The sequence below is a fragment of the Bradyrhizobium sp. SPXBL-02 genome, from assembly GCF_051853065.1.
Lineage (GTDB): Bacteria > Pseudomonadota > Alphaproteobacteria > Rhizobiales > Xanthobacteraceae > Bradyrhizobium.
Window position 1 is genome coordinate 3,199,107 of record NZ_CP182474.1, and the last position, 20,898, is coordinate 3,220,004.

20 protein-coding genes are annotated in these 20,898 nt (G+C 65.3%); 6 read left to right on the forward strand and 14 right to left on the reverse strand.

Annotated features, from left to right (window positions below; genetic code table 11):
* Positions 1 to 35 precede the first annotated feature (35 nt).
* The 6 genes from ACNJYD_RS14645 to ACNJYD_RS14670 all read right to left on the reverse strand — a co-directional run bounded on the left by ACNJYD_RS14645 (position 36) and on the right by ACNJYD_RS14670 (position 5,579).
* Positions 36 to 794 carry an SDR family oxidoreductase gene (locus tag ACNJYD_RS14645; protein ID WP_212258092.1) on the reverse strand — a complete coding sequence of 253 codons (759 nt, stop codon included), beginning with the start codon at positions 792 to 794 and terminating at the stop codon, positions 36 to 38.
* Between the two features lie 26 nt (positions 795 to 820).
* Positions 821 to 1,579 (reverse strand): proteasome-type protease, encoded by a 759-nt coding sequence (locus ACNJYD_RS14650; protein WP_025037198.1) that lies wholly within the window; start codon positions 1,577 to 1,579, stop codon positions 821 to 823.
* Positions 1,580 to 1,785: 206 nt separating this feature from the next.
* On the reverse strand, positions 1,786 to 2,193 hold the full coding sequence (locus tag ACNJYD_RS14655; RefSeq protein ID WP_172783043.1) for a carboxymuconolactone decarboxylase family protein: 408 nt from the start codon (positions 2,191 to 2,193) through the stop codon (positions 1,786 to 1,788).
* Positions 2,194 to 2,254: 61 nt separating this feature from the next.
* Entirely contained in the window at positions 2,255 to 3,103 is an 849-nt protein-coding gene (locus ACNJYD_RS14660; RefSeq protein ID WP_439366747.1) for a transglutaminase family protein, read from the reverse strand.
* Between the two features lie 108 nt (positions 3,104 to 3,211).
* On the reverse strand, positions 3,212 to 4,156 hold the full coding sequence (locus ACNJYD_RS14665; protein ID WP_172783045.1) for an alpha-E domain-containing protein: 945 nt from the start codon (positions 4,154 to 4,156) through the stop codon (positions 3,212 to 3,214).
* 4 nt (positions 4,157 to 4,160) lie between these two features.
* The gene (locus tag ACNJYD_RS14670) at positions 4,161 to 5,579 is read right to left on the reverse strand and encodes a circularly permuted type 2 ATP-grasp protein (protein WP_172783046.1); all 1,419 of its coding nucleotides are present in this window, start codon (positions 5,577 to 5,579) and stop codon (positions 4,161 to 4,163) included.
* 277 nt (positions 5,580 to 5,856) lie between these two features.
* Here ACNJYD_RS14670 and ACNJYD_RS14675 point away from each other — a divergent pair, with 277 nt between their 5' ends.
* From ACNJYD_RS14675 to ACNJYD_RS14685, 3 genes are all read left to right on the forward strand, one after another.
* Entirely contained in the window at positions 5,857 to 6,594 is a 738-nt protein-coding gene (locus ACNJYD_RS14675; RefSeq protein WP_172783047.1) for a competence/damage-inducible protein A, read from the forward strand.
* A gap of 36 nt (positions 6,595 to 6,630) precedes the next feature.
* Positions 6,631 to 7,158: a xanthine phosphoribosyltransferase gene (gene gpt / locus ACNJYD_RS14680; protein ID WP_008562986.1), complete on the forward strand. Its 528-nt coding sequence runs from the start codon at positions 6,631 to 6,633 to the stop codon at positions 7,156 to 7,158.
* Positions 7,159 to 7,315: 157 nt separating this feature from the next.
* Positions 7,316 to 7,933, forward strand: coding sequence for a hypothetical protein (locus ACNJYD_RS14685; RefSeq protein ID WP_212258094.1), 618 nt, complete (start codon positions 7,316 to 7,318; stop codon positions 7,931 to 7,933).
* 19 nt (positions 7,934 to 7,952) lie between these two features.
* Here ACNJYD_RS14685 and ACNJYD_RS14690 read toward each other — a convergent pair whose 3' ends face one another.
* Positions 7,953 to 8,975 (reverse strand): methionine synthase, encoded by a 1,023-nt coding sequence (locus ACNJYD_RS14690; RefSeq protein WP_212258095.1) that lies wholly within the window; start codon positions 8,973 to 8,975, stop codon positions 7,953 to 7,955.
* 145 nt (positions 8,976 to 9,120) lie between these two features.
* Here ACNJYD_RS14690 and ACNJYD_RS14695 point away from each other — a divergent pair, with 145 nt between their 5' ends.
* The 3 genes from ACNJYD_RS14695 (at position 9,121) to ACNJYD_RS14705 (ending at position 11,541) form a co-directional block, all read left to right on the forward strand.
* Positions 9,121 to 9,822, forward strand: coding sequence for a glutathione S-transferase N-terminal domain-containing protein (locus ACNJYD_RS14695; protein WP_212258096.1), 702 nt, complete (start codon positions 9,121 to 9,123; stop codon positions 9,820 to 9,822).
* A gap of 133 nt (positions 9,823 to 9,955) precedes the next feature.
* Complete coding sequence (locus ACNJYD_RS14700) at positions 9,956 to 10,564, forward strand: 2-hydroxychromene-2-carboxylate isomerase (RefSeq protein WP_212258097.1); 609 nt, start codon at positions 9,956 to 9,958, stop codon at positions 10,562 to 10,564.
* Entirely contained in the window at positions 10,564 to 11,541 is a 978-nt protein-coding gene (locus tag ACNJYD_RS14705) for an NADPH:quinone oxidoreductase family protein (RefSeq protein WP_212258098.1), read from the forward strand. Before ACNJYD_RS14700 ends, ACNJYD_RS14705 begins: the two co-directional genes overlap by 1 nt.
* Positions 11,542 to 11,679: 138 nt before the next feature.
* Here the strand turns inward: ACNJYD_RS14705 and ACNJYD_RS14710 are convergent, their stop codons facing one another.
* The 7 genes from ACNJYD_RS14710 to ACNJYD_RS14740 form a co-directional block, all read right to left on the reverse strand.
* Entirely contained in the window at positions 11,680 to 12,570 is an 891-nt protein-coding gene (locus tag ACNJYD_RS14710; protein ID WP_439366748.1) for a crotonase/enoyl-CoA hydratase family protein, read from the reverse strand.
* Positions 12,571 to 12,739: 169 nt separating this feature from the next.
* On the reverse strand, positions 12,740 to 14,161 hold the full coding sequence (locus ACNJYD_RS14715; RefSeq protein WP_212258100.1) for an amidase: 1,422 nt from the start codon (positions 14,159 to 14,161) through the stop codon (positions 12,740 to 12,742).
* Positions 14,154 to 15,326, reverse strand: a complete 1,173-nt coding sequence (locus tag ACNJYD_RS14720; RefSeq protein WP_260379807.1) for a M20 aminoacylase family protein — start codon at positions 15,324 to 15,326, stop codon at positions 14,154 to 14,156. The genes ACNJYD_RS14715 and ACNJYD_RS14720 overlap by 8 nt, the downstream gene beginning before the upstream one ends.
* Before the next feature lie 13 nt (positions 15,327 to 15,339).
* Positions 15,340 to 16,845, reverse strand: a complete 1,506-nt coding sequence (locus ACNJYD_RS14725) for a M81 family metallopeptidase (protein WP_439366749.1) — start codon at positions 16,843 to 16,845, stop codon at positions 15,340 to 15,342.
* 214 nt (positions 16,846 to 17,059) lie between these two features.
* Positions 17,060 to 18,709 carry an ABC transporter ATP-binding protein gene (locus ACNJYD_RS14730; RefSeq protein ID WP_439366750.1) on the reverse strand — a complete coding sequence of 550 codons (1,650 nt, stop codon included), beginning with the start codon at positions 18,707 to 18,709 and terminating at the stop codon, positions 17,060 to 17,062.
* Between the two features lie 133 nt (positions 18,710 to 18,842).
* Positions 18,843 to 19,730: an ABC transporter permease gene (locus ACNJYD_RS14735; RefSeq protein WP_439366751.1), complete on the reverse strand. Its 888-nt coding sequence runs from the start codon at positions 19,728 to 19,730 to the stop codon at positions 18,843 to 18,845.
* 18 nt (positions 19,731 to 19,748) lie between these two features.
* On the reverse strand, positions 19,749 to 20,690 hold the full coding sequence (locus tag ACNJYD_RS14740) for an ABC transporter permease (protein ID WP_172783060.1): 942 nt from the start codon (positions 20,688 to 20,690) through the stop codon (positions 19,749 to 19,751).
* Positions 20,691 to 20,898: the final 208 nt, after the last annotated feature.

Here is a 20,898-nt window from a genome sequence, read left to right on the forward strand (position 1 = left end):
CTACTGTGCATGGGGTTGTTTTCGCAGTTTTCAGTTCAGCCCCGTCCCACGAACGGCATCTTCGTCGCCATCACCGTCATGGTCAGCACGTTGGCATCGAGCGGCAGGCCGGCCATGTAGGCGACGGCATCGCCGACCGCTTTCGCATCCATGCGCGGCTCGTGCTTGGTGGTGCCGTCGGGCTGCAGCACGCCGGGGCCGTTGACCATGCGGTCGGTCATCGGGGTCGCGGCATTGCCGATATCGACCTGGCCGACCGCGATGTCGTACATGCGGCCGTCGAGATTGCTGGCCTTAGTGAGGCCGGTGATGGCGTGCTTGGTCGAGGTGTAGGCCGCCGAGAACGGCCGCGGCGCGTGGGCCGAGATCGAGCCGTTGTTGATGATGCGGCCGCCGCGCGGGGTCTGGTCCTTCATGATGCGGAAGGCGTGCTGGGTGCACAGGAACGGGCCGGTGAGGTTGGTATTCACCACCGCCTGCCATTGCTCGAGGCTGAGGTCCTCGAAGTTCACGGCCGGCGCGCCCATGCCGGCATTGTTGAAGAGCACGTCGAGCCGGCCATAGGTCGCCTTCACCTTGTCGAACAGCGCGGCAATGGAGTCCGGCTTGGTCATGTCGGCGGTGACGCAGAGGCTTTTCCCGGCGGGACCGAGCTTCGCCGTCTCCTCGAGCATGTCGAGCCGGCGCCCTGCGAGCACCACGGTGAAGCCGGTGTTCATCAGCGCCAGCGACGCCGCTCGCCCGACGCCGGTGCCGGCGCCCGTCACCAATGCGATCTTTTTCGCGTCACTCATCGTTTCCTGCCTTTTCTCTTCTGCTGTCAGGTTTTGGGTTCTTTGTCGTTCTTGTAGGGCGGGCGCGGAATGTTCTGGTGCGCCGCGCGCAAGGCCGCCGACCAGCGTGAGCGCAGGTCGTGGAAATAAGGCTCGCCCGCCTCGATGCGATGGTTGAGATCGGCTTCGCAGGCGTCGGTGCGCACCACCAGCACGTCGATCGGCAGGCCGACGCCGAGGTTCGAGCGCATCGTCGAGTCCATCGAGATCAGGCCCGTCTTCAGCGCCTCGTAGAGCTCGACGTCGTAGTGCATGGCACGGTCGAGCACCGGCTTGCCGTATTTGTGCTCGCCGATCTGCAGGTAGGGCGTGTCGGTGGTGCACTCGATGAAATTGCCGGCGGTGTAGACCATGAACAGGCGCATGCGCGCGCCCTTGATCTGGCCGCCGAACAGGAAGGAGACGTCGAAGGACACGTCCTCGGATTTCAGCGCCGGCCCTTCGGTGGCATGCACCGCCCGGATCGCACGGCCGATGCGCTGGGCGGCCTGGAACATGGTCGGCGCGTTCATCAGCGTCTCGATCTCGCCCGTGTTGGGGTCTTCGAGGCCCTCGGTCAGCGTCGACAGCACCGACTGGCTGATGGCGAGGTTGCCGGCACTGGCGATCGCCATGATGCGCTCGCCGGGCTTGGAGAAGATGTGCAGCTTGCGGAAGGTCGAGACGTTGTCGAGGCCGGCATTGGTGCGGGTGTCGGCGATCATCACCAGACCGTCCCGAACCAGGATTCCGCAGCAATAGGTCATTTCCAGTCCCCGAACGCGTTTGCGCGGAATTACTAGCCAATTTCAGGGGCCACTCCAACCCCCGATTCCGGCCGTCATTCCGGGGCGCGACGAAGTCGCGAGCCCGGAATCCATCGGGCCGCAGAGTTGGTGGATGAATGGATTCCGGGCTCGCGCTACGCGCGCCCCGGAATGACGAGGAATCGGCTTAGCGCTCCGCTCAGGCCTCAATCCGCCGCATCGACCAGAAACGCCTCGTCGACGGGCACGCCGAGCGCCGTGACCAGCCTGTTCGTCTCCGCGGCCATGCCGACGATGGCGAGCAGCTCGCCATATTCGGCCTCGGTCATGCCCTTGGCCCGCGCCGCCGCCGTGTGGGAGTGGATGCAATAGCTGCAGCCATGCGCGATCGACACCGCGACATAGAGCATTTCCTTGACCTTGGGATCGAGCGCGCCGGGAGCCATCACCTCCTTGATGCTCTCCCAGGTTCGCCGCAGCGTCTTCGGATCATGCGCCAGCGCGCGCCAGAAATTGTTGACGAAGTCCGATTTCCGCACCTTGCGGATATCGTCGAAGACGGCGCGCGCCTCGCTGGAGAGCTCATCGTCCGAAAGCAGTTTTACGGTGGCCATGGGTACCTCGCGGTATCTGATCCGCGAGTGTACCACGGCCGACGTGGCCCGACGGCCGCGCCTAGCCCTGCCGCTGGGACTGCGATTGCGACTGCCCGCCGCGGCCGGCCTGCTCGACCTTCACCGCCACCGTCAGCGTTTCCGTGCCGCCGCCGTAGCGCGTGCCGCGCACCGGGGCGGCGCCGAGATAGTCGAGCCCGATGGCGACGCGGACATGGGCGTCGGTGGCGCAGATGCTGTTGGCGGGATCGAAGCCGACCCAGCCGAGATCGGCCACGTAGGCCTCCGCCCAGGCATGGCCGGCGTCCTGGTGCACCGTGTCGTCCGCCCGCAGGAAATGCCCGGAGACGAAGCGCGCCGGCACGCCGCCGGCGCGGGCGCAGGCGATGAAGATGTGCGCGTAATCCTGGCAGACCCCGCGCTTGAGCGTGAACGCCTCCGCCGCGGACGTGCCGCTGTTGGTGGGGTCCTCGTCGAACGTCATGTGATCGGCAACCTGCGTCATCAGCGTGTGCAGGAAGCCCAGCGTGTCGCTCTCGGCCTCGCTGCGCAACTGGCGCGCGACCGCCGCCATCGCCGGATTGACGGAGGTGAGATCGGTGGCGCGCAGGAACATGCCGGCGGGAAAACGCTCATCGGCGCCGCGCAGCACGCCGCCGGTGTCGTGGGTCTCGATCAGCCCATCGGCAATGATCTGGATGTCGCCGACGGGCCCGCAGGACAGCACGTGGGTGACGTTGCCGAACGCGTCCTCATGCATCTCAAGCTTGGTGTCGGTGGAGACGTCGATCTGCCATTCCGCGACGTACTGCCCGTCATGGCTACCCGGCGTCATGCGCAGAATCTGGATCACGCTGGTGGCCGGCGGCTCGTAGCGATAAGTCGTGGTGTGCTGGATTCGCAGGCGCATGGTGGACCGTTGTTCTGGCGTCATTCCGGGGCGATGCGCCAGCATCGAACCCGGAATCTCGAGATTCCGGGTCTGGTCCTTCGGACCATCCCGGAACGACAGCGTGGATCAAATCAAATACTGCTTCGTGATGATTTCGCCCAGCCTGGAATTGTCCGCGATGAATTCCTGAATGAATTCATGCACGCCATGCTGGAAAATGTCGTTCATGTTGCTGTGTTCCAGTCGGTTGCGGATGCCGCGGGCGTGGCGCTGGGCCGGGCCCTGGCGGCCATAGGCGACGCCGATCTGGTCGAGGTTGCGCACGAGGTTGCCGTAGCAGCTGGCGAGCGAACGCGGCAGCGTGTCGTTGAGGATCAGGAGGTCCGCGATCAGCCAGGGCTTCAGCGTCTCGCGATAGACCCAGTGATAGGCCGTCAGCGCCGAGACCGAGCGCAGGATCGAGCTCCACTGGTAGAAGTCGAGCGGGCCGCCGACATGCTCTTCCTCGGGCAGCAGCACGTGGTACTTCACGTCGAGAATGCGCGCGGTGTTGTCGGCGCGCTCGAGATGCACGCCCATGCGCGAGAACCAATAGGCGTCGTTGCGCAGCATGGTCCGGTAGGCCGAGCCGTCGAAGCGCAGCGAGGTCTCCTGCACGAAGCGCAGGAATTTTGCGAGGTCCTCGCGCGTCGAGGTGCCCTTGCTCCACACCGCCTGCAGCTCGATCCACGCCGAGTTGATGGTGTCCCACATCTCGCTGGTGAGCGCCGTGCGCACGGAGCGCGAGTTCAGCCGCGCCGCTTCGATGCAGTTTCGGATCGAGGAGGGGTTGTTCTGGGAGAACGAGAGAAACTCGACGACATTGTGCTCGTTGGCTTCCTCATAGGCCTGATAGAAGCTCGCAGCGACGCCGGCGGTGAGCAGCGCCGAATCCCATTCATTGGTCTTGCCGATATAGGCGGCGGGAAGCGCGGTGACGCGCAGCGTCGCATCGATGGTGCGCGCGAGATATTCGGCCCGTTCGACGTAGCGGGCGAGCCAGTAGAGGTTTTCGGCAGTACGCGACAGCATCTCTCTACTCGTCCAAAATCCAGGTGTCCTTGGTGCCGCCGCCCTGGCTCGAGTTCACCACCAGGGAGCCTTCCTTGAGCGCGACGCGGGTGAGGCCACCCGGCACGATCGTTGTGCTCTTGCTGCCCGTGAGCACGAACGGCCGCAGGTCCACGTGACGGGGCGCGAGGCCCGACGCCGTGCAGGTCGGGCAGGTCGAGAGCGCAAGCGTCGGCTGGGCGATGAAACCTTCCGGCTCGCGCTTGAGCTTGTCGCGGAACGCTTCGATCGTTGCCTTGGTCGCGGCGGGACCGATCAGCATGCCGTAGCCGCCGGAGCCGTGCACTTCCTTGACGACGAGCTCGCTCAGATTGTCCAGCACATAGGCGAGGTCCTTCGGCTCGCGGCAGCGCCAGGTCGGCACGTTCTTCAGGATCGGCTCCTCGCCCAAATAGAATTTCACGATGTCGGGCATGTAGGAGTAGATCGCCTTGTCATCGGCGATGCCGGTGCCGACGGCGTTGGCGAGCGTGATGTTGCCGGCCGCATAGGCCGACATCAGGCCGGGCACGCCGAGCACGGAATCGGGACGGAAGGTGAGGGGATCGAGGAAGTCGTCGTCGACGCGGCGATAGATCACGTCGACCCGCTTCAGCCCTTCCGTCGTGCGCATGAACACTTCGTTGTTCTTGACGACGAGGTCGCGGCCTTCCACCAGCTCGATGCCGAGCTTGTCGGCGAGGAAGGAGTGCTCGTAATAGGCCGAATTGTAGACGCCCGGGGTGAGCAGGGCCACCGTCGGCTCGCCCGAAGCGCTCTGCGGCGCGACCGAGCGGAGCGCGGCGAGCAACTCGTCCGGATAGCGCTCGACCGGCGCCACCCTGTGGCGGGCGAACAGATCCGGAAACAGCCGCATCATGATCTCGCGGTTTTCCAGCATGTAGGAGACGCCCGACGGCGTGCGGGCGTTGTCCTCCAGCACGATGAAGTCCTCGGCGTCGACCCGGACGATGTCGATGCCGGCGATGTGCACGTAGACGTCATGCGGCACCTGCTGGCCGTTCATCTCGGGCCGGAACACCGGATTCTGGAAGATCAGATCGTCGGGCACGATTTCGGCGCGAAGGATGTCGCGGCCGTGATAGATGTCGCGCAGGAACATGTTGAGCGCGCGCACGCGCTGCTTCAGGCCCTTCTCCAGGACGCCCCATTCCTTGGCGGACATGATCCGTGGAATCACATCGAAGGGGATCAGGCGCTCGGTGGATTCGGAATCGCCGTAGACCGCGAAGGTGATGCCGATCCGGCGGAACAGGAGCTCGGCTTCCTGGCGGCGATATTCAAGCGCCTCGGGAGGCGTCTCCTTGAGCCAGCGTGCCAGCTCCTGATAGGCGGGGCGAAGGTCCCCGCCGGGAATGTTCATTTCATCAAACGCGACTGCCATAGATCCCGACTTGTCTCCGCAAGGCGTTGCGCCATTCGACAGATCGTCAGGCCTTGGTGAAGACCGCAACGTCCTGGCCACGCGTCAACAGTGCATGACTTTCATGTGGTAGCAAGGGCCGGGCCAGCGCGATAAGCATGGAGAAGGGGCATTTGCCGCCGATGGCCGGTGGCGTGCCTGAAAAAATGGCTGAAGACTGCTTATTTCAGAAGCAAAACCGCGTGACTTCAACGCGTTACCTCGGCAAAGTCGGCGTCACAGGTGAGGGACTTAAGGCATGAGCGAGATCGTCACGGCGGGCATTCTGGTCATTGGAGACGAAATCCTGTCCGGCCGGACCAAGGACAAGAATATCGGCTTCATCGCCGAATACCTGACCAATATCGGCATCGACCTGAAGGAGGTCCGTGTCGTCTCCGACGACGAGCCCGACATCATCGCCGCATTGGATGCACTGCGGCATCGCTACACCTACGTCTTCACCACCGGCGGCATCGGGCCGACCCATGACGACATCACCGCAGATAGCGTCGCCAAGGCGTTCGGCGTCGGCATCGACCATCACCCGGAGGTGGTCGCCCGCTTCCGCGAGCGCTGGAGCGAGCAGGACCTCAACGAGGCCCGCCTGCGCATGGCCCGCATCCCCGACGGCGCCGAGCTGATCCAGAGCGCGACCATCCTCGCGCCCGGCTTCAAGATCGGCAATGTCATCGTCATGGCCGGCGTGCCGTCGATCATGCAGGCGATGATGGACATCGTCGCGCCCAAGCTGAAGTCGGGCGTGCGCATGCTGTCCGAGTCGGTCCGCGCCAACGCACGCGAGGGCGACATCGGCGGCCCGCTGCGGGCGATCGCCGCCGCCCATCCCGACACCATCATTGGCAGCTATCCCTTCATGGACGAGGAGCAGAAGCCCAACACCAACCTGGTGGTGCGCTCGCGCGATCCGGAGAAGCTCGGGGCGGCAATGGCCGCGGTGAAGGAAATGCTGGCGGGATTGAACGTCAACCGCTAGCAGAGAATTGCCGGACGAGATTGCAGGAGAAAGGCGATGGCTGGTGAAGCACCGGAACTGAGTGCGCAGGAGCGGGCAGGCAAGGCCTTCCCCGTCTCGTGGGATCAGTTCCACCGGGATTGTCGGGCGCTGACTTGGCGGCTCAACGAGGTCGGTCCGTTCCATGCGGTGATCGCGATCACCCGCGGCGGCCTGGTGCCGGCCGCGATCGTGGCGCGCGAGCTGGGGGTGCGCGTGATCGATACGGTCTGCATCGCCAGCTACGACCACAACAAGCAGGGCGACCTCCAGGTGCTCAAGGGCATTTCCGAGGCGGCCATGAAGCTCGGCGGCGGCACCGGCAAGGGCCTGTTGATCGTCGACGACCTCGTCGACACCGGCAAGACCGGCAAGCTGGTGCGCGAGATGCTCCCCGATGCGCATTTCGCCACCGTCTACGCCAAGCCGATGGGACGCCCGCTGGTCGACACTTTCATTACCGAGGTGTCGCAGGACACCTGGATCTTCTTCCCCTGGGACACCGCGCTGTCCTACCACCCGCCGCTACGCGACGGGGCGGCGTGAGCTTTCTTCACCTCGCCCCGCTTGCGGGGAGAGGTCGCGCCGAAGGCGCGGGTGAGGGGGACTCTCCGCGAGTCCCACTGTCACCGAATTTGCGGAAGCAGCCCCTCACCCCAACCCTCTCCCCGTAAGAACGGGGAGAGGGAGTGGACCCGCAGCCATGCCCCTCCAAAACCGCATCACCCCCACCGGCGACATCATCGCCACGCCACACCGCGGTCTGTTCACCGGCAATCGCGGCATCATCCACGATCCCGCGACGAAGACGCTGCTGAAGAAGCGCTGGTCGACGCCGGCCTGGATCACATGCCTGTGCGAATTCCGCGGCTGGCGTCGTCCGGTGATGGCGCGGCGGAGCTGGACCGAGCTGTTCTTCCTCGACGAGGCCACCGCCTTCGCGGCAGGGCACCGGCCCTGCTTCTTTTGCCGGCGCGACGACGCCAAACGATTTCGCGCGGCGTGGGAGAAGGGCAATGGTGCGAGCAACATCAGCGCCAAGGCGATGGATGCCGTCCTGCATCGGGAGCGTCTCGATCACGGCCGCAAGCAACTGCACCCGCTTACGATGCCGCTGGCGGACCTGCCCGACGGCGCGATGGTGCAGCAGGGCGAAGACAGCTTTCTGGTGATGCAGGGACAGACGCGGCTGTGGTCGCCGGCGGGCTACGCGTCGCATGCACGTATGGTCGATCGGGCGATGTTGTTGACGCCGCCTTCCACGTTGCGCGCGATCATGGCCGGTTATCGGCCCGTGCTGCATCCGACGGCGTCGGGCTGAAGCGCCGACATCCTCGTGATCAGCCCAGCCTCTCGCGCGCCACCGCGGCGCCCGCGCCGAGCGCCATCAGCTTGGCTTCGGCGATCTCGCGCCGCATCGGCGCCATGCCGCAATTGGTGGTGGCGATGATGTTGCTCTTCGGCACGAATTGCGACACCGCCTCGATCACCTTCACGACGTCCTCGGCCGTCTCCACCGTGTCGCTGGCGACGTCGATCACGCCGGCCTGCACGATTTTGTTCTTGAGCAGCGCGAGCAGGTCGAGCGGCACCTTGGAATTGCGGCACTCGATCGCGACCTGCTGGATCGGGCTGGCATCGATCGCGGGGAAGATCTGCTCGTATTGCCGCCACTGGCTGCCGAGCGTCTCCTTCCAGTCGGTGTTGGCCTTGATGCCGTAGCCGTAGCAGATGTGCACGGCGGTGGCGCAGGTCAGGCCCTGCGCGGCGCGCTCCAGCGCCTGGATGCCCCAATCGTTGACCTCGTCCATGTAGACGTTGAAGGCGGGCTCGTCGAACTGCACGAGATCGACGCCGTCGGCCTGCAAGGCCTTGGCTTCCTCGTTCAAGAGCTCTGCGAAGGCAAAGGCCATCTTGACCCGATCGCCGTAGTAGCGATCGGCAATGGTGTCGATGATGGTCATCGGACCAGGCAGGGTGAATTTCAGCTGCTTCTTCGTGTGCGTGCGCGCGACGCGCGCCTCGAAGGCATGGACGCGGCCCTTCAGCCGGAGCGGCGCGACCACCTGCGGCACCATCGCCTTGTAACGATCTTTCCGGATTCCCATCTCGACCTTGTGGGCGAAATCGATGCCCTCGATCTTCTCCAGGAAGCCGTGCACGAAGTGCTGCCGGGCCTGCTCGCCTTCGGTGACGATGTCGATGCCGGCGTCCTCCTGGATCTTCAGCCAGATCAGCGTCGAATCGCGCTTGGCGCGGAGCAACTGGTCGCCTTCGGACTTCCAGGGCGCCCAGAGCATGTTGGGCTCGGCGAGCCATTCCGGCTTCGGCAAGGAGCCGGCGATCGTGGTTGGAAACAGCATGGCGGCCCTCCCGGCAGGTTGAGTTGCGCCCCTTCCTGCCATGTCCTAACGTCGAGGTACAGAACAACGAAAGTCGCTCTCCATTCCAGCAGCGGCGACAGGGAAGGCCCAAGCAAGGGCCAGAGGAAAGGCCAACGGAAAGGTCATGATCGACCTCTATTACGCGCCGACGCCGAACGGCTGGAAAATCTCGATCATGCTGGAGGAACTCGGGTTGCCTTATCAGGTGATCCCGGTGAATATCCGCGCCGGCGAGCAGTTCAATCCTGAGTTTCTGGCGATCTCTCCGAACAACCGCATTCCCGCCATCGTCGATCACGATCCCGCTGATGGCGGCGCGCCGTTCTCGGTGTTCGAGACCGGCGCGATCCTGGTTTATCTTGCGGAGAAGACCGGTCGCTTGCTGCCGTCCGATTTGCGCGGCCGCTCCACCACGATCCAGTGGGTGATGTGGCAGATGGCGGGCCTTGGGCCGATGCTCGGCCAGCACGGCCATTTCGCGCTCTATGCGGCCGAGAAGATCCCTTACGCGATCGAACGCTATCGCGACGAGGCGGCGCGGCTCTACGGCGTGCTCGACCGGCAATTGGCCAAGACCGGCGCCTATGTCGCCGGCGACTATTCCATCGCCGACATCGCCTGCTTCCCCTGGACCATGACCCACAAGGCGCAGGGTTTTACGCTCGACGACTATCCCAATGTGAAACGCTGGTATGCCGAGGTCCGCGCCAGACCGCAGGTGCAGGCGGGGCTCGCGATCGGAAAATTCGTGAAAGAGCCGTTCGACGAGGAATCACGCAAGATCATGTTCGGCCAGCGTGCGAAGGAAGTGTTGGGAAGGAAGTAGGCCTCCGCTCCCTCCTCGTCATTGCGAGCGAAGCGAAGCAATCCAGACTGGTTCCGCGGAAAGATTCTGGATTGCTACGCTTCGCTCGCAATGACGGGGAGAGATCGAGACAAACAAGCCACAAGGAACCCCCATGATCGAATTCTTCTTCGACTGCTCCAGCCCCTGGACCTATCTCGCCTTCCACAACATCCAACCGCTCGCCAAAGAGCTCGGCGCCGCCATCACCTGGCGTCCGATCCTGGTCGGCGGCATCTTCAACACGGTCAATCCGAGCGTCTACGCGCAGCGCGAGAAGCCGGTGCCGCTGAAGGCGCGCTACATGAAGAAGGACCTCGCCGACTGGGCGCGTTCGGCGGGCCTTGCCATCAAGATGCCGCCGACGGTGTTTCCGGTGAACAGCGTCAAGGCGATGCGCGGCTGCCTCTGGCTCGGTCAGGACATGGTGCCGTTCGCGACATCTGTGTTCGAGACCTATTGGGGCGAAGACAAGGACATCTCGCAAGACGCGGTGCTCGCGGAGATCTGCAGGAAAGTCGGTATCGACGAGCAGAAGTTCTTCGCCGGCATTGCCGAGCAGGGCATCAAGGACCAGCTCAAGGCCAATACTGAGGAGGTGATGGCGCGCGGCGGCTTCGGCTCGCCGACCATCTTCGTGAACAAGACTGACATGTATTTCGGCAATGACCGCCTGCCGCTGATCCGCGAAGCGCTTCAGCGCAGCAACGCGAGCGCGGCCTGATGGTGCGCGCCGTCATCTGCCGCGAACTCGGCGCGCCCGAGACTTTGCGGCTGGAAGAATTTCCGTCGCGCGCGCTGAAGCCGGGCGAGGTACGCGTTGCCATCCGCGCCGCCGGGCTGAACTTTCCCGACGTGTTGATGGCCGCTGGCGAATACCAGCTCAAGCCGGAGCTGCCGTTCACGCCTGGCATGGAGGCTGCCGGTGACGTCACCGAATTGGGCGCGGAGGCGAGCGGCGTTGCCGTCGGCGACAAGGTCATCGTCAAGATGCGCCATGGCGCCTTTGCCGATGAAGCCGTGGTGACGCCGTCGCAGCTCACCCCCATGCCGTCCACCTTCGACTATGCCGAGGCTGCGACCTATCTCGCCGGCCACGGCACGGCCTATCATGCGTTGATTGATCGCGGCCGGGTCGCGCCGGGCGAGGTGCTGCTGGTCCACGGCGCCGGCGGCGGCGTCGGCCTTGCCGCCGTGGAGATCGGCAAGATGCTGGGTGCGACCGTGATCGCGACCGCCTCCAGCGACGAGAAGCTTGAGATCGCGAGATCGCGCGGCGCCGATCATCTTATCCGCTACGACCGCGAGCCGTTTCGCGATGCCGTCAAGCGCATCACCGATGGCCGCGGCGCCGACGTCGTGTTCGACCCGGTCGGCGGCCAGGTCTTTGAAGATTCGATGCGCTGCATCGCCTGGGGCGCGCGGCTGCTGGTGATCGGCTTCACCGGCGGCATCGGCTCGGCCAAGACCAATCTCCTGCTGATCAAGGGCGCCAGCGTGCTTGGCGTGCGCGCCGGCGAAGCGGTGCGCAAGAATCCTGCACTTGGCGAGGTCCGCCTGAAGGCGCTCTTGCAATGGGCGGAGGAGGGCAAGCTGCGCCCCAACGTCTCGCACCGCCTGCCGCTGGAGGATTATGCGAAGGCGATGCGGCTGTTGATCGACCGCAAGGCGATCGGACGGGTCGCGCTGCTGATGCAGTGACGGTGCCGTTTGCCTTGTAGGGTGGGTTAGCCCTGCAGATGCGCGAAGCGCATCTGCTCGGCGTAACCCACCACGTCTGTTACCGCGGATATTCAAAGAGGTGGGTTACGTCTTCGGCTAACCCACCCTACGAGAGTGTCACTTATACTCCCGCTCCGTCCACCACGGGAAATAATCCGGCATGTCCGTCGACACCTTGTTCTTGAACTGCGCCGGACGCTTCTCCAGGAAAGACACCACGCCTTCCTTCACGTCCTCGGAGCGGCCGCGGGCGTAGATGCCGCGGCTGTCGACCTTGTGGGCCTCCATGGGATCGTCGGCGCCCATCATGCGCCACATCATCTGCCGGATCAGCGCGACCGACACCGGTGCGGTCTTGGCGCAAAACTCCTTTGCCAGCGCACGTGCGGTCGGCAGCAGATCGTCCGGCGCGACCACCTTGCTGACGAGGCGGCCGGCAAGGGCTTCCTGGGCCGGGAAGACGCGGCCCGAATAGCACCACTCCAGCGCCTGCGAGATGCCGACGATGCGCGGCAGGAACCAGCTCGAGGCCGCCTCCGGGACGATGCCGCGCTGGGAGAACACGAAGCCGAAGCGCGCCGCCTCCGAGGCGATGCGGATGTCCATCGCCAGCTGCATGGTGACGCCGATGCCGACCGCCGGGCCGTTTACCGCGGCGATCACGGGCTTGAGGCACTTGAAGATGCGCAAGGTCACCTGGCCGCCGCCGTCGCGCACCTGCGGGTCGCTATAGTCGACCTTGCCGTCGGCGAAGCGCTTGACCGGCCCGCGCCGCGCGTCGCGGTCGAACGTGTCGGCGCCGGACGACAGATCGGCGCCCGCGCAAAAGCCACGGCCGGCGCCGGTGACAATGATGGCGCGGACATTGTCATCCTTGTCGGCGGCGTCGAACGCGTCGATCAGCTCTCGTTGCATCTGCGCGTTGAAGGCGTTGAGCTTGTCGGGCCGGTTCAGCGTGATGGTGAGGATCTGCTCGGCGACCTCGTATTTGATCGTCTCATACGCCATAGTGATTTCCTTCCTTTGTTTCTTATTCTCTCTTTAGCACGTCATTCCGGGGCGCGCCTCTTGGCGCGAGCCCGGAATCCATACTCATTATCGTGGTTATGGATTCTCAGGTGCGCAATTGCGCACCATAGCTCGTCGCTTCGCGACGCCCCGGAATGACGGAAGATCTCTACTTCGCCGGCGGCTTCGGCCAGGGCCGCTGCGGGCCGCGGAGACCTTCAAACGCCTTGGCCATGCCGAGCACGCCGATGTCGTCGAAGCGGCGGCCGACGATCTGCACGCCGATGGGAAAGCCCTTGGCGTCGAAGCCGCCGTTGAGGGAGATCGCCGGGTTCTCCGACATATTCCACGGTACGGTATAGGCGATGTGCTCGAACGGCTTCATGGGATCGTTGGTCGGCGAAGCCCATTCCGCCGGAAAGTTCACGTTCGGCGCGGTCGGCGAGATCACATAGTCGAGCTCGCAAAACAGCTTCGAGGCCGCGGCCCGGATCGCCATGGTCTGGTTGAAGCCGCGGATGACATCGACGCCCGAGAGCTTCGCGCCGGACTCGCCCCATCTGAAGATATAGGGCAGCACCTTGGCCTGCTCGGTCGCCGTTAGCCTGGACAGATCGTCCCACATCCGCGCGCGCCAGAAATTGTCGAGGCCGTCGAGCATCTCGCGCGTCAGGATGCCGTCGACCTCGGTGACGACGCTGCCAGCGGACTCGAACGCCTTCGCGGCCTTCACCGCGACCTCGCGCACCGGCTTCTCCAGCGCCAGGCCGCAGCCGGGATCGAGCATCAAGCCGATGCGCAGCTTGCGGGGCGACTTCTCCAGTCCCTTCCAGTTCAGCGGCTCCGCCGGCAGGCTCATGCCGTCGCGCCGGTCGGGCTTGGCGATCGCGCTCATCATCAGCGCGCAATCATCAACCGTGCGGGTCATGGGGCCTGCGACGCGGCCGACATAGGTGGGATCGATCGGCACGCGGCCGAAGCTGGGCTTCAGGCCGACGAGGCCGCACCAGCCGGCGGGCAGACGGACCGAGCCGCCGATATCGGTGCCGAGATGCAAGGGGCCATAGCCGGCCGCAGCAGCGGCGCCTGCGCCGGCGCTCGAACCGCCGGGATTCTTGCTGAGGTCCCACGGATTGCGCGCGAGCGCATGGAACGAGGAGAGCCCGGAGGACAGCATGCCGTAATCGGGCATGGTGGTCTTGGCGAAGATGATGCTGCCTGCCTCGCGCAGCCGCGCGGCGGGCGGCGCATCCTTCTCCGCCGGCACGAGTTTCACGCTGGCCGCGCCCAGCGGCACCGGCACGCCCTTGGTCGCGATGTTGTCCTTCACCGTGACGGGCACGCCGTCGAGCGCGCCGGACGGCTCGCCGCCGCTCCAGCGCGCGGTCGAGGCCTTTGCGGCCTCGCGCGCGCCGTCGGGGTCGAACGCATAGAGCGCCTTCAGATGCGGTTCCCAGGCCGCGACATGCGCGAGCACGTCCTCCAGCACCTCGCTCGGCGAGAACTGCTTGGCGCGATAGCCCGCGATCAGGTCGACCGCGGACAGATCGTGCAGCGAGGTGACCGCTTCCTCGACGCTCTTTTTATGCATTGCCACCCACCGGCATGCGCGTCTCGACGATGCGGGCGAACATGCTGGCGCCGATCGGCAGGATCTTGTCGTCGAGCACGAAGCCGGGATTGTGCACGGGCACCGAGCCGTCATGGCCGACCCAGAAGTAAGCGCCGGGAATGGTCTCCAGCATGTCGGCGAAATCCTCGCTGCCCATCTTCGGTTGGGTGCGGGTGATTACGTTGGCGGGGTCGACGATCGTGCGCGCGACCTCCTCGACCACCTTGGACTGCTCGACCTGGTTGACCAGCACGTTGAAGGTGTCGCGGATGTCGACGTCGATCGCGCAATTATAGGCGCTCGCGATGCCGGCGCAGATGGTGCGGATGCGCTCGCTGACCAGGGTGCGCACTTCCTTCGAGAAGGTGCGGATGGTGCCGCACAGATGCGCGTCGCCGGGAATGACGTTGTAGGCGGAGCCGGCATGGATCTGGGTGATCGACACCACCGCAGCCTGCAGCGGGTCGACGTTGCGGCTGACGATGGTCTGGATCGCCTGCGCCAGCGTGGTCGCGATGACCACCGCATCCTTGGAGCGCTCGGGCATCGCGCCATGCGCGCCGTAGCCGGTGATGCGGAGGTCGAAGAAGTCGGCGCTGGCCATCGCCGGCCCGGGCAGGATCGCGATCTCGCCGTGGTTGAGGTCGGGCGCGTTGTGCAGGCCATAGAGCTCGTCGCAGGGGAATTTCTCGAACAGGCCGTCCTTGATCATGGCGCGGGCGCCGCCGAGGCCTTCCTCGGCCGGCTGGAAGATCAGGTGCACGGTGCCGTCGAAATTCCGGGTCTCGGCGAGGTAGCGCGCGGTGCCGAGCAGCATGGTGGTGTGGCCGTCATGGCCGCACCCGTGGAAGCGGCCCGGGATCTTCGAGCTCCACTTCAGGTTGGTGTTCTCTTCCATCGGCAGCGCGTCCATGTCGGCGCGCAGGCCAATGCGCTTGCTGCCGGAGCCCTTGCCCTTGATGACGCCGATCACGCCGGTGCCGCCGAGGCCGCGATGCACCTCGATGCCCCAGCTCTTCAGCTTGTCGGCAACGATGCCGGAGGTGCGCACTTCCTCGAAGCCGATCTCGGGATGGGCGTGAAGGTCGCGCCTGATGGCGGTGAGTTCGTCGGCGTAGCCGTCGATGCGATCGATCGTGGGCATGTGTCCTGTCCGGTTAGCGTGAAGGTGGATTGAAAACGGGGCCGTTCGGCTTGATGCGGATGCCGGGTCGCAGGCGCGTCCAGGGCAGCGAAGCAGTGTCGGCCGGCATCGCGCCGGGCGCGGCACAGATCATCAGCTTCTCGGCGATCGGCTCGAAGTCGGCGCGGAAATGCACCGAACTCTTGTTGACCAAAATCTTCTGTTCGGTCGGCTCGATGCCGACATAGCGGTACATCGCCTGGTCGGCGAGCTGCGCCTTGTGCGAGGAGACGACGACGCGGACATCGCCGATGCGCAAGGCTGCGGACGGGCCCATCTCCATCTCGCGGCCGCCGTAATACGGTCCGGGCGCGATGAAGCGGCCGTCGGAAAGCTGCTCGACCACGAAAGTCTCGCGATAGGGCGCGTCGCCGGGAATGCCGGACTTGCCGCCGAGCGACAGCGTCACGGTGGCGCCGACGCCGGCCGCATGCGCGGCCTTGGCCGATTCCGGATCGTAGATCGCGCCGGTTGCCGCACTCGCTCTGTTGCGCACCAGCGCGCGCAGCATGCCCGTCGTGTCGGAATCGCCGCCGGCGCCGGGATTGTCCTGGGTGTCGGCGATGATGATCGGCTTGCTGGCGCTCTTGGCAAGTTCCATGGCGTGGCGCACGCCGTCGTCGGGCAACCAGATCGTGCCGTCGAAATCGTCCTCATGGCTTTCGATCAGCTTCAGAAGCGCGTCCACCGCACGATCCGCGTCTGCTTGCGTCTTGCCATAGGTGAACACGCTCGGACCGCAGTCGCGGAAATCGGCGGCGGGGAAGCCGGGCGCGAAGGAGAGGGTCGGGACGGCATCGCTCTCCAGCGCGGCGAGCCTCTCATAGATGCCCTTGGTGGGCTGGTCGTTGGTGCATTGCCAGCTGATCGGGATCAGGAACGGCAATTGCCGGAACGCTTTTGCGAAGCGCTGCTTCGTCTGCAGCAGCAGCGCGAGGTGCCGCGCGCAGGCGCGTCCGGTCTCGGCCATGTCGACATGGGGATAGGTGCGGTAGGCGATCAGCGCGTCCGCGTGCTCCATCATCTCGGGCGTGACGTTGGCATGGAGATCGAGGCTGGTGACCAGCGGAACATCCTTGCCGATGACGCGGCGCACACGCGCCAGGATCTCGCCTTCGCCGTCGTCGAGATGCTCGGTCACCATGGCGCCGTGCAGGTCGAGATAGACCGCGTCAATCGGCCCGGCGGCGGCGATGCCGTCGACCATGACCTTCACGATGCGCTCGAAGGCGTCCTTGGTGACGTGCGCGGAGGGGCTCGCGCCGCAGGCGATGGTCGGAACGAGTTCCCAACCGTTCGCTTCAGCACTGTCGACGAAACCGGCGAGCCCGACATTGATGCGCCGCATCACCTTCAAGACGTCCTGGCCTTGCGTCATCGCCGGCCAGCCGCCGCCATGCTGGAAGTCGGCGAAGGTCGCCTTGGTCGGAGCGAAGGTGTTGGTCTCGTGCAGGAAGCCGCCGACGGCGATGCGTGTCATTCAGTTCAGGTCCAGCGTTTTGAAAGTGCGCGACGTTAGCCTTGGCCCTGCGGAGAGAGCAAGGTGAGAGGCCATCGCGCCGTGCATGGCCTCAAGCTGTTTTGGGAATGCGTGCCGCGCACACGTCATTGCGAGCGTAGCGAAGCAATCCAGACTTTCTCCGCGGAGGGATGCTGGATTGCTTCGCGGCGCTCGCAATGACGAGCGGATAGACCTACGCGCTCGCCGCAACGCCCTCCGCCACCGGCCGGAAGTTCGCAAAGTCCCAGTTGCGTCCCGGCGCTGCATCCAGCAGGGCCTTGGTGTAGGCCTCCTTCGGATGGGTGAGCACTTCGGCGGCCGGTCCTTGTTCGACGACGCGGCCGTGCTGCATGACCACGACCTCGTCGCAGATCTGGGCTGCGACGCGTAAGTCATGAGTGATGAACAGGATGGCGATGCCGAGCCGCTTCTGGATCTCGTCGAGCAGTTCCAGCACCTGCGCCTGCACGGAGACGTCGAGCGCGGAGACCGCTTCGTCCGCGACCAGCACGTCGGGATCGAGCGCGAGCGCCCGGGCGATGGCGATGCGCTGACGCTGGCCGCCGGAGAATTGGTGCGGATAGCGCGACACGGCGTCGGGCGGCAGGCCGACCAGCTCGAGCAGCTCGCGCGCGCGCTTCATCGCGTCGGCATGCGAAGTGCCGTAATTGATCGGGCCTTCCGCGATGCTCTCGCCGACGGTGACGCGTGGGTTGAGCGAGCGGTAGGGATCCTGGAACACGATCTGGATCTTCTGCCGGTGCGGCTGCAGCAGGCGGCGCGAAATGTCGGCGATCTCGCGGCCGGCGAGGCGCACACCGCCGGAGGTCGGGTCGATCAGGCGCACGATGCAGCGCGCCACCGTCGACTTGCCCGAGCCGCTTTCGCCGACGATGCCGAGCGTGCGGCCCTTGCGCAGCGTCAACGTGACCTTGTCGGCAGCGACGACCTCGCGGCCTTTGCCGAAGAAGGCGCGCTCCTTGTAAACCTTGCTGAGCTCGTTGGCCTCGAGCACCACCGGCTCGCGGGTTTCCTCGCGCGGCGCCCGCGGCACCAGGCTCGGCACCGAGGCGAGCAGGTTGCGCGTGTATTCCATGGTCGGGTTGCGCAGCACGGTCTCGAGCGCGCCGGTCTCGACCAGGCGGCCCTGCCGCATCACCGCGACGCGGTCGGCGATCTCGGCGACCACGCCCATGTCGTGGGTGATGAACAGCACGGCGGTGCCGTGATCGCGCTGGAGGTCGCGGATCAGGGTCAGGATCTGCTTCTGCGTGGTGACGTCGAGCGCGGTGGTCGGCTCGTCGGCAATGAGCAGCTTCGGCTCCAGCACCAGCGCCATCGCGATCATGATGCGCTGGCGCTGGCCGCCGGAGAGGCGGTGAGGGTAGGAGGCGAAGATGCGCTCGACCTGGGGCAGGCGGACCTGCTCCATCATGTCGAGGATGCGCTTCTTGCGCGCCCTGGCATCGAGCTTGGTGTGCGCGCGCAGCACCTCGTCGATCTGGCGGCCGACTGGCACCACCGGATTGAGCGCGGTCATCGGCTCCTGGAAGATCATCGCCATCTTGGTCGCGCGCAGCTGGCGCAGGCGGCGGTCGGTGGCGGTGAGCAGCTCCTCGCCGACCAGCTTCACGCTGCCGGCGGTCGGCACCAGCGTGCCCTTCGGCAACAGGCCCATCGTGGTGAGCGAGGTCACCGACTTCCCCGAGCCGCTTTCGCCGACGAGGCACAGCGTCTCGCGCTCGCGCACCTGGATCGAAATGCCGTCGATGATCTTTGGCCCATTCGGCTTGTTGCCGACGGAAACGACGAGGTTGTTGATGTCGAGGATGGTGTTGGTCACGTCAATTCTCTCCGCCGTCATTCCGGGGCGCGCGTAGCGCGAACCCGGAATCCATTGAGCCGCGATGCAAGTGGTGAGATGGATTCCGGGCTCGCGACTTCGTCGCGCCCCGGAATGACGAAACGAAGGATCCTCACTTCCCCTCCCGCTGCTTCATGCGCGGATCGAGGGCGTCGCGGGCGGCGTCGCCGATCAGGTTGATGCTGAGGATGGCGATGGAGAGCAACAGGCCCGGCCAGAAGATCAGCGACGGCTTGATCTGGAAGTACTGGCGGCCCTCGGCCATGATGTTGCCCCAGGTCGGCGTCTCCGGCGAGATGCCGGCGCCGAGGAAGGAGAGGATGGCCTCGGTCAGGATGGCGCTGGCGCAGATATAGGTGCCCTGGACGATCAGCGGCGCGATCGTGTTGGGCATCAAATGGCGCCACATGATCTTCGGCAGGCTCGAGCCGACCGAGATCGCGGCCTCGACGTAAGGCTCCTCGCGCGCCGACAGCACGACGGAGCGGACCAAGCGGGCCACGCGCGGAATCTCGGGGATCGTGATCGCGATCAGCACGGTCCAGAGGCTGGCGCCGGAGAGCGACACCACGGCGATCGCGAGCAGGATGCTCGGCATCGCCATCAGGCCGTCCATGACGCGCATCATCACGGAATCGACCAGCTTGAAGAAGCCGGAGACGAGGCCGATCGCAAGGCCGATGGCGATCGACAGGATCGCCGCGCCGATGCCGATCAAGAGCGAGACGCGGCCGCCATAGATCACGCGCGACAACAGGTCGCGGCCGTAGGCGTCGGTGCCGAGCAGGAATTGCGCGGAGGACGGCTTGAGCCGCTGCGACGGGGCGAGCTGGATCGGATCGTGCGGCGCGATCAGCGGCGCCAGGATCGAGATCAGCACGATCAAGGCGAGCAGGACCGTCGCCGCGGCGATGATCGGCGTCGAGGTGAGGAATCCGAAGTGCGGCCGCAGCGGCGACGTGATCGGAATGGAGGACTGGGGAAGGGTATCGACCGACATTTTGTTCTTGTCCTTGCCTCAGTACCGGATCCGGGGATCGAGCAGGGTGTAGGCGACGTCGATGAGAAGATTGACCACGACGTAGATCAGCGAGGTCAGCAGGATCATCGCCTGGATCACCGGATAATCGCGCGCCAGCACCGCATCGACGGTGAGGCGGCCGATGCCGGGGATGTTGAACACGCTCTCGGTCACGACGACGCCGGAGATCAAGAGCGCAAAGCCGGTGCCGATCACGGTGATCACGGGCACGGCGGCGTTGCGCAGCGCATGGCGCATCATCACCGCGACCTCGTTGATGCCCTTCGCGCGCGCCGTTCGCACGTAGTCCTCGCCGAGCACGTCGAGCATCGCCGCACGCGTCATGCGCGCGATCAGTGCGATGTAGATGAAGGACAGCGCGCAGGTCGGCAGGATCATGCGCTCGAAGAACGGACCGAAGCCGTTGAAGATGCTACGGAAGCCCTGCACCGGCACCAAGCGCAGCTCGATCGCGAAGACCTGGATGAGGACATAGCCGACCACGAACACCGGCACCGAGAAGCCGAGCACCGACAGACCCATCACGAAACGGTCGATCCAGGTGCCGTGCTTCCACGCCGCGATCACCCCCAAGGGAACTGCGACGATGACGGCGAGGATGATGGTGCACAGCGCGATCGAGATCGACGGCTCGACGCGCTGGCCGATCATCTTCATGACAGGCAGGTTGGAGATCAGCGAGGTTCCGAGATCGCCATGCAGCAGCTTGTTCACCCAGGTGATGAACTGCACGATCAGCGGCTCATTGAGACCGAGCGATTCGCGGATGCGCTCGAGCCGTTCCGGCGTCGCGTTGTCGCCGGCGAGGATCGCGGCGGGATCGCCGGGGGTGAGGCGGAGCAGGAGGAACACGAACAGCGCGACCACGCCCATCACGGGCACGGCGGCGAGAATTCGGCGAAGGAGATATCCGAGCAAGGTGGATCCGTCAGTTTAGAGTCAAATCGGCGGCAGCGGCGAGAGGTCAGTTCTGCCACCAGCCTAACATTTCAGCAATTCCCGTGCCATGAGGGCCACAGTTTTTGCGGTGCAGCCAGTCCTGATGGGGTGGTCAAAGCGGAGCGTGCCCACCTCCTTTCACTCAGGAAAAACGGTGGGCCCGGCGCTTTGCGCCTTTGCCCACCCT